The following is a 12387-nucleotide window of genomic DNA, read 5'->3' as shown; positions in this document are numbered from 1 at the left end:
CCAATTGCTGCACGATTTTGTGTTCAGAAACCACAGGTTGTATGCGGATGGAAGCCGGCGGAAGCGCCCAATCTTGTCGCACGGAACAGGTGACAGCGACTTCTGATCAAAAAGCAGAATCTCTAATGACGCAACAATTGCAACGTTGGGGTCGTGATGTTTTGTATGAAGAAAGTTTAGCGTTAACGGCTAAAATTCTTCAATTGCGTTAGTTTTAGAATTGTAATTCAATCTTTTGGGGCGCAAGGTTTGCGCCTCTTGTTGTTTTATGAGTTATAAAAACCGGGTTTCTATAGCGCTAAATTTGATGTGATGGAAGCCTTACCACAAGCGTTCGTTTATCTGTCGAATAGTCCGAATAGGGATAAACCAACCTTTGGTTTTTTAGTGAATGGTCGAGAGTTTGTATTTGTGAAATGGGTTAAAACTGAACCGCCTAAATCTGGTTGTTCTTATGCGTTATCTATCGAATGATACAACTAAATTGAACAAGTTTTAGCCGCACTCAAACAAATTAGTAAAATTTTAATTAATTCCTAATTGGCTTTTTTTCTAAAGTTATAGCACTTCGCCCAGGCAATAGGAAGTTGAAAAACGCTCTCAATCTTCGGTTTTAGAGTTTCTGCATTTAATCAATTTATGAAAGCTACCATTCTGTTAATGCGATCGCAATTCCCTGTTTTAAACAGGGATCAAGATTAGGATGTTGGGCAAGTTGTTGAAGTCGTTCATAGACTGAGGGAGAATTTAAGGGAGAATCTAACTGTTTTAAGGCGGCGATACAATGAAATTGAACAGTGGTTTCCGAATCTGCTAACAGTTGTACCAAAGGATCAAAAGCAGTGATATTTCCTAACTGTCCTAAGCTTAAAGCAACCAGTTGTTTAATCGTCGGAATTTGCAGAGAGGGATGTTGACTTTGGAGAAATTCAACTAAAATTTGACTGGCTAGAATTTTCGCTTCAGGTTTGCTCATTCGTCCCAATCCTTGAATGATTTCTTGATGAATTGAGAAGGATGAGGGGTTAGAAGTTGGCTGATCTAAACTCGTGAATAAAATATGTTGAAGTTGATCAATAGCACTCAGAGTTTCTATCCAACAAAGCGATCGCACGCCGTTGAGTTTAACCGTTAAAGGAGTTGTTGTTGAGAGAATTTGCTCAACTAAAGCAACCACTGCTTGATCCGTACCGAGACGAGAAAGGGCTATTTGCGCCTGTTGAGAGACTTGGGGGCGAATATCCCATAATAGAGGTTGCAGTTGCTCTACTAAGTTCAATTCTGCCACTAAATCTCCCCGCCGACTTAAACCGATTATCGCTTCTTTTCTAACCGAGGCGGAAGGATCATTTAAAGCCTTAACTAATACAGGCGGAATACGCCAATCATGAAAACTCCCTAAAGCTTCAATCGCGCAGGCGCGAATTTTGGGGTTAGAATCATTTACGACACTCAATAGAGGGGTAATCGTTTCTGAGTGTCGAATTTGAGCCAGGGCTGCTGTTGCAAACGGTTTTAACTGTTCATTTTCAAGTAACGCGCCCAGAGGTTCAACTGCTGAAGTTCCTAAATTGGCTAAAGCAGTTGCTGCCATTTCGAGTAATGAGGTTTCTGAGGCGTCATCTGTTATTTTTGCCGTTTGTAGAAGATTGACTAAAGCAGGTACAACTGCATCGCTGTTAAACTGTCCTAAAGTTCGGGCAACAAACCAACGCACTTCGGGATCGGCTTCTTCATCTTCGAGAATAGCAATCAATGGGTTAATCGCGATGGTTCCCATTTTAGCTAACTGTTTGGCTGCATCCCAACGGTGTTGAAAGTCTCCACTTTCTAACTGCGCGATCGCTTGGGAGAGTAAGGCTGGAGATTGATTATCATCGGATAAGTTGGAAAACTGATCACCCATAGCATAATTTGATCTCGTAGGAGTGTAAAGCTTACGCCCACTTACACCCAAAATGGTTGAAAACAATAATTGGATTTTAGTCTAGCAATCGGTTGATTCTCATGCAATCCTAGATCTAGAATAGTTCAAAAATACCAATGCTCCATTTTCGATATTCTTCTTTAATTAATGCGCCTGTTGAGGACGTTTGGAACTTCCACGAACGATCAGATATCTTACAACTATTAACCCCCCCTTGGCAGCCTGTAGAGATTATCCGGCGTGAGGGAGGGTTAGATGTGGGGGCGATTACAGAATTTCGCCTCTGGTTAGGGCCGATTCCAGTACAATGGCTAGCGGTGCATACTGAATGCGATTGCGCGGAGCGCAGTGGCGGAGCCAATCGCTATCGACTATTTACTGATGAACAAAAACAAGGACCGATGGAAAGTTGGGTACACCGACATCAGTTTTCCGCAGAACAAGGTCAAACTCGCTTAACGGATGCGATTTCCTATTCTCTCCCTGGGGGATGGTTAGCGGAGAATTTGTTGGCTTGGTGGGTCAATAGCCGTTTAGAAGATATGTTTCGCTATCGCCACGAAGTCACCAAAAGAGAATGTGAGAACAAATAAATCGTCCAAACTCTTGTTAAAATACCGAGTAACTTTGAAGTTCAATATCTATTTTAGGAGGATTGACGAGAGAAACCGGGTTCTGAACGGAACTTTTAATTTTTGTCCCTAACATTCCCAAGAAACCCGGTCTCTGAACCTCTATTTCGCTTCAGTATTAACGGTTTCTGCTTCTGTGTTTACTTCTTTTGTATCTTCAGAAATAGTCTCTGTTTGTGAGGTTTCTGCTAGGTTTTTGGGGACAGTTTCAGACTCGACGACAGGTTGATCTTCTGTTTTGGGAGAATCTACTGTTGAAACAACTGTTTTAGAATTGTTGGTGTTTTCTTCAGTATGAATTTTTTCGACATCTCCCTCTAAGTCTTGAATTCGCTGTCCTTGTTGATGAATCTGTTTAAGATCTTTCTCTAACTCCTGAATTCGTTGTTCTTGTTGACGAAGTTGACGGATATTTTGACGGGCGGTTAGCATTCGTTGCAGTTGAGAGAGTAAACTAAACAGCCAAGCTAGTAAAGCCCCAATTCCGGTTGCTGCAATCAATTCAATCGCTAGGGGTGCTTCAAATTCAACCCCTTCGATCACTTGAATTGTAGCGAGTTCTGTATTCTGTAGACTAAATAAAACTAGGCCGATACAAACGATAAAAATTAACACAAAGTTGAGCGGTCGCATGAGGAAACTCCAGACTGCAAGCAGATTACTGTTTCAATTTTACCGAATATTGTTCACGATGACCGGATCTTTTCGGGGGTTTTTGCTAACTCTGGGCGGTCGGGATTGTTCGTCAGTTAATCAGAGTGTGGGGTTTTTAGCAATGAGTAAATTAATCAATTTCTTGCTCTCAATCCGTTTCCTGAGGGCAACTTCCATAAGTCAACTCTGTTGTCTCGTTTATTTTTCCAGAATCTCGCAAACCTATACCCATAATACTGTTTCCACCTTGGGCTTTTGATAAACGCATTGCTAATGCAACCTCTGGTAAAGTTTTACCGTATCCTATGCTGCCAGTCAATCCAGTTTTCTCTTTATAAATTATTTGCAAATCATTAAGATGAAGCGTATTTTATAGCGAGATTTGAAGAGTATATTGTCACCTTCCGCAAAAATTACACTTTCATGATCCTTTGTGTCTTTGCAGATCAGCTTCTTCAATGTCTTAATCGCTTCATTGACTATTTTACTTCGTTTCTTAACTTCTTCTTCGCTTGATTCTCCAAAAGCTCTATCTAAATAGTCACCAGTAGAATCACCATCAAACCCAAAGTAAAAGACAGTTTCATCTTCTTCAATAGGAGTTTCAATAATTTGAATATTTACAAATTGACCATTTTGATCAAGGAAGGCACTTAATGTCTTAGTCGTATATTGGAGAAATGCAAATGCCAATTGAGAAGATAAACGGGATTGAATAGCTGTTATTTCTTTGGAATATCCATTTGTACTAGAAGGATGGGCAATGTCATTGCGTATTGACTTAATTAGCTGAGTGAGATGCCCTAGCATTTCTGTATTAACAAAGTATTTGGGATTTTGGGCAAAAAAATCTCTAACTTCATCTAACTTTTTACCAAGTGTTTTATTTTCTAAGTCAGCATTTTTAACAATAGTAAGAATGATATTTGCAACTTCCTCAATGCCAGCAGAGGAGGCAAAAATGGAATGACGGTAACTGTATGATTCTTCAGTAACTTCACCAAGCAAACGAGAATGCACCCCAGACAACAATGATTCTCGCAAATGCTCAATATCAAGTCTAGAAGGCAGCAAACGTGTTAAACTCCCTACAAGTTCATCAATAATTGAACGATGTCGTAAAACTTCTGTGTAATTAAGTTTGCCAAAAGTATCAAACTCTCGTATTTGTGGAAACTTCCGATATTCTATATTTACGCCCTCTGATTCAAGGTCATGATAAAAAAGATTGGCTTGCTTTTTTCTTGTAGCTGGATCATTAGAAAACTCTATTTCTAGTGAATAAATATTTTCTATATCAAGTACATAAGCAAAAACAGCAAGGATAGATTTGAGAGCTGAAATACCGTTTGTTAAATCAATATAATTCTGTGCGTTTTCAAGGGGGTTAACAATCGTTCTTAACTGTTCTACAAGATCTCTAAATCTATCAGCATTAGAATCCTCTAGTTTTGCTATATGATGTACTAAACTGGTTGAAGAAATCTTATATTGCTTCAAAGCTGTTTGCCAAGATGTTGAAGCTGTTAAAGCTTGCAAAGATTGTTCTGTATGAAAAATGTGTATCTGGCGAAAAGTTAAATCACTATTTTGTGTATCACTTCGAGCTTGAAGGGTAGCTCTAATAATAGCATTTATCATTGCAGATACATTTATATTTCCCGCTAAGATCAATTTAAAGGATTGTTGATAGACATTCATTTTTACACTTTAAGCCTTTTAATAAGGATTGATTTTCATCCGTAATAGCAACAGCTAATATGGACAATCATAATCTGTAAATTTTCCCTCACTTTGTCTTAGGAGAGACGCTTCATGCAACGCCTCTACCCAATTCTTTTCTCTTAATTGAAAAAGTTGGGTTTCACCATGTTCAACCCAACCTACTCTATAAGAAACACGGAATTCACTTATCCGTTTCTGATTACTTGGCAATTTTTGCAGAACCGGGATTTCGCCAAGAAACTTTCGGTAAGATTTCGTTCTTGTCCACCCGACCCTTATACTTAATTGCAAAATTCAACAACGAATCTAACAAGGAATCAGACAAATAATGCGGTTGTAATCCCAAATCCAACAAATTGGTATTTTTAGCGTTGAAATAATGGTCTTCGAGTTCAACCCGAGGATTTTCCATGTTTTGAATATCGACATCTAAGCCAACTGCATTTCCGGCTTTTTTCACCATCATTGCTAAGTTGCTAACGCTGAACATCTCAGTGAACTGGTTAAAGACACGGAATTGACCGGGTTCTGCGGGAGTCGCAATCGCCAGTTCTACACAACGTACAGTATCACGGATATCGAGGAAGGCGCGAGTTTGTCCGCCTTTACCATACACTGTCAGGGGATGACCAATCGCGGCTTGAATACAGAAACGGTTTAAAGCAGTTCCAAACACACCATCATAATCGAGACGGTTAATCAACATTTCATCCATCCCGGTTTCATCGGTGAGAACCCCATAAACCACACCTTGGTTTAAATCTGTCGCCCGTAGACCCCAGATTTTACACGCAAAATGAATATTGTGGCTATCGTGAACCTTCGACAGATGATAGAAGCTTCCGGGTTGTTTGGGATAGGGTAGGGTATCTTTACGCCCGTTGTGTTCAATCGTGATATAACCTTCTTCGATGTCAATATTCGGAGTCCCGTATTCACCCATCGTTCCCAGTTTCACCAGATGACAGTCGGGGAAATGTTCACGTATTGCATATAAAATATTGAGGGTTCCCACGACGTTATTGGTCTGGGTGAGAACTGCGTGTTCCCGGTCAATCATGGAAAAAGGCGCTGACCGTTGTTCTCCGAAGTGAACCACCGCTTCCGGTTCAAACTCCAGTAAACTCTCAATCAGGAAGCTATAGTCGTTGATATCGCCGACATACAGGTCGATAGACTTCCCGGTTAAGTCTTTCCAGCGTTGAATGCGTTGATGAATGGGCGCGATTGGAGTTAGGGTATCAATACAAAGCTGTTGATCCCAGTGTCGCCGAACTAAGTTATCTAAAATCCCAACTTCATAGCCTCGGTTGGATAAATGGAGGGCTGTCGCCCAACCACAGTAGCCATCACCACCAATTACCAGAACTTTCATAAACTCAATTGCATCTCGTTTTGCTGATACTGGGTTAATGTACATTGGTTGTGCTATTCTGTCTAGATACGGGCAATTGAAAGTTTTGAAAAGAGTTCAAGTCCTGTACTGATTTGTAAAGGCTTGAGCGTTGCGAACAGATTTAGATTTGCTTCCTTCTTAAAGCCGTTCTAGTGTTTTGTTCTAATGTTTAGCAAGCACGCAGAGTGTACACCAATGAACCCATCACCAAAATCTAACAGTGTAGAAATCTCCTGCAACACTTTTAAATAAATTTAGCGGAGAGAAAAAGCGACTAAGTTAAACACCGAATCCACTATTTAAAGCTGTGAAGTGTCAATAGGCGGTGATCGCATTAAGATAAGTTTGATCAATTATGGGTCGCCTGGGATTTGAACCCAGGACCAATCGGTTAAAAGCCGAGTGCTCTACCGCTGAGCTAGCGACCCGTTAATTAACTTTCAGTCAATCCTTTACCATTATAACACAACGTTTTGTGAAATGAAAAGAGATTTTCAAAAAAATGTGGCATTTAGGTGAACTAGCGTCTCATAACTGGCTCCGGGCTGGAGATAAGTCAGTAACTTGCCCGTATTCATGGCATTTCGGGGAGCCGTCCAGGGTTCAAGACAATAGTAGTTTTTGCCCTTAACCGTCCAAAACACCAAATTCGAGTAGGCAAAATTATAACCCAAGGCAATTCGCAACTTACGACTCGAATCCGTTGCAATTGCTGCCAATCCAGTCAAAGGCCCAAAAATTCCATCAATTTCATCAATTTTCGGGTCAAAGCAACCGGTAAAATCATGGAGTTCTTGAGTAATCTGATCCCGATATTGCATCGCCGGGATCTCAAAATGCAGTTGAGTTTTATCAGAAACGGAAAAATAGGGATGCAACCCAGTTGAAAACGGCATCACTTGTGCGGGTAAACCCTCCATCGTACCCGAGAGGTTCGTAAAGCGCTGAAAGATGATCAACTCTGACCCTTTCAACTTGTAGGTAAACTCCAACTCAAAATCAAACGGATAAACAGAGCGAGTTTCCCCATTACTCGTTAGAGTCAGGGTAATGGCAGCATAATCAGTAGCCGTTTGGTTCGTCACCGTCCAGGGTAGATTACGAGCAAAACCATGCTGTTTGAGCTTGTACTGCTGACCATTGTATTGGTAAGTATCCTCCGGCAAGTTCCCACAAATCGGAAACAAAATCGGAATTCCCCCCCGCACAGTCAAGTTAGGATGTGCAAATCGTTCTGTATCCAGGTAGAGTAATTCTTGACCTTTGACTTGCCAGCGCGTAATCATTCCCCCTCGTTCGGGTACTACCTCTAAGCGAGACTGATAGTGGTGATCAGACAAGCAGTAGGTTTTGTATTGTTTTTGTTCTAGAGCGATCGCAAACACAGTGATTTGTCAGTAATATAAAACTGAGCCAAAGTTGTTCAACAGAAGAATGCCTAGCTATTGTCGCACAAAGCCAGTCCGTTGAGAGTAAACCTTAACATTCTAGGCCTATACTCTCACCTGAGCTGAGTTCTCGAATCATCGGAGAAAGAGAACTTTGGCGATTTACTCCTCAATCGTAAACCGTCGAGTTTTGAACCCGTCGAACCATCGGAGGTAAATCAACCCTTCCCTTGTCAGAGGCAACCGTGACTTGAGTTTGTGCTGGAGGCCCGTCATCAGTCTCAATCTCTGACTTGAACAGAGCAAACGAGATCGAACCGATGGAATCATTGTAACTGTCAGAAGTGGATGTGGGTTGGGGAGTTTCTTGGGGAATCGAGATAAACGGATCTTTGATAAAAGGATCGTGAATATAGGGTTTAAGAGAATCAGAGCTGGAAGAAGCTGCATCTAACCGAGGCGGTAAATTCACCGTTTCAGGTGGAGTCAATGGAACCTCAACATCATCTCCAGTATCCTCTAAAGTTTCCGGTGTTACTGATTGTTCAGTGGACTCAGACAAATTCGGAAGCTGAGGTGCAACCGGAGTAACAGGTTCTCTCTTAACTGTACGCAATCCCGAGCGAGGAGCATCCAATACTATCGGAGAGTTCATCGGTTGGTCAAAAATGCGAGATAGACGCTCAACGTTTTGTAAAATCTCATCTCCCTTTTTACCTCTGACAATTTTCGCCTGATATTGCCGAACTTCTACCGGTAGAAATTCAACTTTCATCTTCTGATCAGCTTTCAAGGAAACTTTCAGTACAGCCGTATCATAATCGTTGCGACTATTCCCCCCAAAAATAAAGTTTCCCAAAGAATAAACAATCGGCCGACCTTGATAAATTTCCGCGCCCTGCAACACATGGGGATGATGTCCGACAACCAAATCTGCTCCTTGGTCAATCGTAAATCGAGCCAGTTCGATTTGCCAGTCACCGGGATAGTTCGCCAATTCCACTCCCCAATGATAATTCACAATAATCCAATCCACCTGATCGCGAACCGCTTGAATATCGGCCGCTACTCGTTCATCATAACGAGGATTTGTGCCAGGACTGTCTTCACTCGCCGCATGAAAATCAGCATCATAATAACCAAAGTAGGCAATGCGCTGACCTTTAACCTCAAGAATCTCCGGACGTCGTGCTTCTGTGAGATCCCGACCCGCCCCAATCGCGTGAATTCCAGAATTTTCTAAGGTTTCTAGAGTTTCAATCAATCCCTCGGCTTCATAATCCATCGCATGGTTATTAGCCAGGTTAACAAGATCAACTCCCCCACTGGTCAGCACTTGTACCGCCTCTGGGTCGGCTTTAAAATTAAACTGCTTATTCGGACGGCGTAGCGTTGAACGGGTTAAGGGATTTTCTAAATTCACCATAGCCACATCGACCTCACGGTATTCATCCAGTTTTTCAAAGGCCCAAGTATGATCATCACCGACAACAGTCTCAAAATGGTCAGAAAGAGTCACATCTCCCCCAAACATTAAAGTTACGGTAGAGTCATGGGGTTTTTGAATCGTGGTCTGCTGAACGACTGGAACAACTTCCAAAGCCGCTTGAACTTGCTCCGGACGCTTCGGAGGTAGTGTCGGGGAAACGACGTTTTCTTGAGCTGGTGTAGGAGCTTGAGGAAGTTGAGCCGATACTTCATAATAGCTCACCCAACATCCCAAGATAAAGGCACTCAGAGCCGAACCCATCATCAGTAGAGTACGGAATGTTCTGAATTTGAGGGACTCAATCGTTCGACTGCGAGGGCTTCGCCGCACCTGGTTGGCGGGGGTAACAATCCGAACTGACTGTTTCCATAAAACAGCCGGATCTCCCGTATAGCGGCCAACAATTTGCACACCTTCGACCGTCGGAGAGTTCAGCTTCCAGAGAAGATGACAAATAAATTTAATAATACGTTCAGCGACGGGTTCAGTTTGAAACTCGATTAAGACCTGCAAGCGTCCTTGTCGTTCTCGACCAACCCGAGCAGAAATCCCTTGAGGTCTGAGATAACTGTTGATCAGGTAGTTGATCGCTTGAAAATCACCCGAGCGAGCTAAATCAAAAATAGACGGTTGAGATAAATGTTCTGCATACACCATATACACGCATTCCCTAACACCAGTATTAAACTGAATGGAGCCAGAAATCTCTTGCGATCGGATCGATCAACACCGATATCAGGCTTCTAAACACCAAAAACTCCTTCTTCTGAGCAGTCTTTCAGTCATTGTTACCGATTGAATTGGGATTCTCAAGCCCCAATTTTGGACTGATCATTCCCAAGCTAAATTCGGTTTGGATCTACAATACAGGTTTTATCTGTCTCTAAACAGATGTTTATTCCTAAAATATCAGCTAGTCTACTCTCCTCGTCAAGTTACTGATGTCGGGACAATCCAATAATTGTTATTCCCCGATGGAAAGTGACCCAGAAAGCTCACTTTTCCAAGCACTCGGCTGAGTTCTTAGGATGTGATCCCCAAAACAGATCCACATCCTGAGAACAAGGATTATTGCTTTACCATTTATTTGGATGTTAAGCGGAGACATCCAAGTTGACACTCACCAGTACCAATGCGATCGCTTGAGCAACACACTCCAAAGGATCAAGTTCTTCTGGAGTCAGTTGACAAGGTTGTTTCCACTGAAGGGAAAGGAGGGCGACATTTTTCTCTCGAAAACTCACCGGAATCGTAATGTGTGATTGAATTTCAGAAGTTTGGTAATGTTGTACCTCGGAGATCGCCCCATCTCTAGGAATATTAATGGAGGCTTGTATATTTCCGGTGGACAACGCAGCAGTAACTAGAGGATCATCTGACAACCAATTTTCCGCTGTCCCACTACTGCTATAGATCCCCTCAACTGTTGTTAAGGTATTTTCGCTCGTTTGCTGAAGAATACACACATCCGTTTGAAAATTCTCACCAATAGCCGTTGCCATCGCGGTGAAACTCGCCGCTAGAGGTTGAGACTCTTGAGCGACTTGCATAATCGTCCCTAAGAGTCGAGTTTGTTTTTGGGCGTATTGTAATTCAGCAGTTCGTTGGTTTAACAGTTCATAGGTTTCGGCAGCCCGTTGAACTACTGTTTTGAGTTCATTGGGGTCCCAAGGCTTGGTAATGTATTTATAGACTTGGCCAGAGTTAATGGCATCGACTAAATCTTCGATGTCAGTGAAGCCTGTCAGGATAATTCGCACCGTGTTGGGAAACGAGCGCACTGTTTTGCTCAGAAACTCTGTTCCTTTCATTTCAGGCATTCGTTGATCGGAGATAATCACAGCGACTTCTCCTTCAGCTTCTAAGATTTCTAGGGCGCGAATGCCGCTTTCTGCCTTAAAGACGTTAAAGTTCCGTCTAAAAGTACGATAGAGCAAATCAAGATTATCTGGCTCATCATCGACGACCAGCATTTTTGGCTTTTTCGGTCGATTTAGACTCATTAGCTGGTGCTTGATAGTCTCTAGGTCTGGAGTTTCACGTTCCATTTATACTGACGTGACGATTCGGATACTAATTTAGTCTATCCCAGTTCAATCGTTATTCCGTATCCCAACGAAATTAGTAGAAAAAGAATAATCCACTCAAGATCATGATAATGGCGGCTAAGGCGATCCCCAGAAAGCCATTATCTTGAGTATTCACCTGAGTCAGATCAATGGGTTCAGGAAATAACTCTGGGGTAGAGGATGAACCCGAAGTTGAAGGACGAGTTTTTTGTAAAATTTTGATCGGGCGCTCATTATCTTCAATCCCACTCATATCGGGAATATTAATCAATCCTTCCAGATTACTGTTCAATTCTGGGGCTTCTAGAATTTCGAGTAAACGACGCGATTGTTTGCTAGTCTCCAGACTCGGATGACGAATCAGTTTTCGGCAAAGGGCGATCGCATTTTGGTGCTGACCCATTGCTTGATAAGCAGTTGCTAGCCAAATTTGTACTTCTCCACCCAAACGAGTATTTTTTTCGACTAAATCTCTTGCCTTCTCCAAATGTTCTACAGACTGACGATAGCGGCCTCGTTCAAAGGCACTTTTTCCGGATCGGTACTCGGTTTGAATTTGTTCTAAAGTCTCTAAACTCACGCTGACAATCAATGATGGAGTAACAAACAACACTTGAACTCAAAGTGCTGGGATATTCTGTGAATGAATTAAATTGGAAGTTGAATTCAAGCCGAGTTAAAATTCTTCATAGCTGGCTTGTGCCATGTTCTCGTTATTATCTCGCTTAGATCCCAATAACTCAAGTTGCTCAACTCGAATCACGGGCTTAGAACGTTGTACTCCGGTCGCCCGATCTTCCCAATAGTCAAACTTCAGCGAACCTTTAACGCCGATTAAACTTCCTTTACGAACATAGTTAGCCGCGATTTCTGCGGTTTTATCCCACATTTCCAAATTAAACCAGTCGGGTTCATCCGTGCGGCGAGTACGACGGTTAACTGCTAAGGTCAGATTACAAACAACTTTCCCCGACTCAAAATATTTAACATCCGGGTCTCCACCGACACGACCCACAAGAGTAACGATATTCAGACTCATTTGACTTCAATCTTGACTTGAATTTTTGTGACACTTGAGATTGTATATCTATTCTAAAGCAGAAGTCG

12 protein-coding genes, 1 tRNA gene and 1 pseudogene are annotated in these 12387 nt (G+C 42.1%); 3 read left to right on the top strand and 11 right to left on the bottom strand.

What is annotated here, in order from left to right; translation table 11 throughout:
- Positions 1-212, top strand: a pseudogene (locus M595_RS29570) (glucose-6-phosphate dehydrogenase assembly protein OpcA); the annotation flags it as partial.
- Positions 213-312: 100 nt separating this feature from the next.
- Positions 313-474 carry a hypothetical protein gene (locus tag M595_RS31270; RefSeq protein WP_023067846.1) on the top strand — a complete coding sequence of 54 codons (162 nt, stop codon included), beginning with the start codon at positions 313-315 and terminating at the stop codon, positions 472-474.
- A 172-nt stretch (positions 475-646) separates the two neighbouring features.
- Here M595_RS31270 and M595_RS21420 read toward each other — a convergent pair whose 3' ends face one another.
- Positions 647-1906, bottom strand: coding sequence for a HEAT repeat domain-containing protein (locus tag M595_RS21420; protein WP_023068546.1), 1260 nt, complete (start codon positions 1904-1906; stop codon positions 647-649).
- Positions 1907-2043: 137 nt separating this feature from the next.
- Between M595_RS21420 and M595_RS21415 the strand changes: the two genes are divergently transcribed.
- A complete protein-coding gene (locus tag M595_RS21415; RefSeq protein WP_023068557.1) occupies positions 2044-2520 on the top strand; it encodes an SRPBCC family protein in 477 nt (158 codons plus the stop codon).
- A 141-nt stretch (positions 2521-2661) separates the two neighbouring features.
- Here M595_RS21415 and M595_RS29565 read toward each other — a convergent pair whose 3' ends face one another.
- From M595_RS29565 to M595_RS21365, 10 genes are all read right to left on the bottom strand, one after another.
- Entirely contained in the window at positions 2662-3192 is a 531-nt protein-coding gene (locus M595_RS29565) for a LapA family protein (RefSeq protein ID WP_023068544.1), read from the bottom strand.
- A gap of 169 nt (positions 3193-3361) precedes the next feature.
- Complete coding sequence (locus M595_RS32785) at positions 3362-3532, bottom strand: hypothetical protein (protein WP_275044470.1); 171 nt, start codon at positions 3530-3532, stop codon at positions 3362-3364.
- A gap of 20 nt (positions 3533-3552) precedes the next feature.
- Entirely contained in the window at positions 3553-4914 is a 1362-nt protein-coding gene (locus M595_RS32780) for a hypothetical protein (protein ID WP_023068538.1), read from the bottom strand.
- A gap of 223 nt (positions 4915-5137) precedes the next feature.
- Complete coding sequence (locus M595_RS21395; RefSeq protein WP_023068550.1) at positions 5138-6313, bottom strand: NAD-dependent epimerase/dehydratase family protein; 1176 nt, start codon at positions 6311-6313, stop codon at positions 5138-5140.
- Between the two features lie 377 nt (positions 6314-6690).
- A tRNA-Lys gene (locus M595_RS21390) sits at positions 6691-6762 on the bottom strand.
- Positions 6763-6828: 66 nt separating this feature from the next.
- Positions 6829-7719: an aldose epimerase family protein gene (locus M595_RS21385; RefSeq protein WP_023068539.1), complete on the bottom strand. Its 891-nt coding sequence runs from the start codon at positions 7717-7719 to the stop codon at positions 6829-6831.
- Between the two features lie 172 nt (positions 7720-7891).
- Complete coding sequence (locus tag M595_RS21380) at positions 7892-9868, bottom strand: CapA family protein (RefSeq protein ID WP_023068535.1); 1977 nt, start codon at positions 9866-9868, stop codon at positions 7892-7894.
- 437 nt (positions 9869-10305) lie between these two features.
- On the bottom strand, positions 10306-11259 hold the full coding sequence (locus tag M595_RS21375) for a response regulator (RefSeq protein WP_040484461.1): 954 nt from the start codon (positions 11257-11259) through the stop codon (positions 10306-10308).
- A 73-nt stretch (positions 11260-11332) separates the two neighbouring features.
- Positions 11333-11890, bottom strand: coding sequence for a tetratricopeptide repeat protein (locus M595_RS21370; protein WP_238987117.1), 558 nt, complete (start codon positions 11888-11890; stop codon positions 11333-11335).
- A 66-nt stretch (positions 11891-11956) separates the two neighbouring features.
- Complete coding sequence (locus M595_RS21365; protein WP_023068542.1) at positions 11957-12319, bottom strand: single-stranded DNA-binding protein; 363 nt, start codon at positions 12317-12319, stop codon at positions 11957-11959.
- Between the last annotated feature and the right edge of the window lie 68 nt (positions 12320-12387).

It is taken from the genome of Lyngbya aestuarii BL J (genome assembly GCF_000478195.2).
GTDB classification, from domain to species: domain Bacteria; phylum Cyanobacteriota; class Cyanobacteriia; order Cyanobacteriales; family Microcoleaceae; genus Capilliphycus; species Capilliphycus aestuarii.
This window is presented reverse-complemented; position numbering and strand designations above follow the sequence as displayed.

Excerpts from the sequence above, each read along its gene's own strand:
- M595_RS31270 (WP_023067846.1), top strand. The coding sequence starts at position 313 with ATGGAAGCCTTACCACAAGCGTTCGTTTATCTGTCGAATAGTCCGAAT.
- M595_RS21420 (WP_023068546.1), bottom strand. The coding sequence starts at position 1,906 with ATGGGTGATCAGTTTTCCAACTTATCCGATGATAATCAATCTCCAGCC.
- M595_RS21415 (WP_023068557.1), top strand. The coding sequence starts at position 2,044 with ATGCTCCATTTTCGATATTCTTCTTTAATTAATGCGCCTGTTGAGGAC.
- M595_RS29565 (WP_023068544.1), bottom strand. The coding sequence starts at position 3,192 with ATGCGACCGCTCAACTTTGTGTTAATTTTTATCGTTTGTATCGGCCTA.
- M595_RS32780 (WP_023068538.1), bottom strand. The coding sequence starts at position 4,914 with ATGAATGTCTATCAACAATCCTTTAAATTGATCTTAGCGGGAAATATA.
- M595_RS21395 (WP_023068550.1), bottom strand. The coding sequence starts at position 6,313 with ATGAAAGTTCTGGTAATTGGTGGTGATGGCTACTGTGGTTGGGCGACA.
- M595_RS21380 (WP_023068535.1), bottom strand. The coding sequence starts at position 9,868 with ATGGTGTATGCAGAACATTTATCTCAACCGTCTATTTTTGATTTAGCT.
- M595_RS21375 (WP_040484461.1), bottom strand. The coding sequence starts at position 11,259 with ATGGAACGTGAAACTCCAGACCTAGAGACTATCAAGCACCAGCTAATG.
- M595_RS21365 (WP_023068542.1), bottom strand. The coding sequence starts at position 12,319 with ATGAGTCTGAATATCGTTACTCTTGTGGGTCGTGTCGGTGGAGACCCG.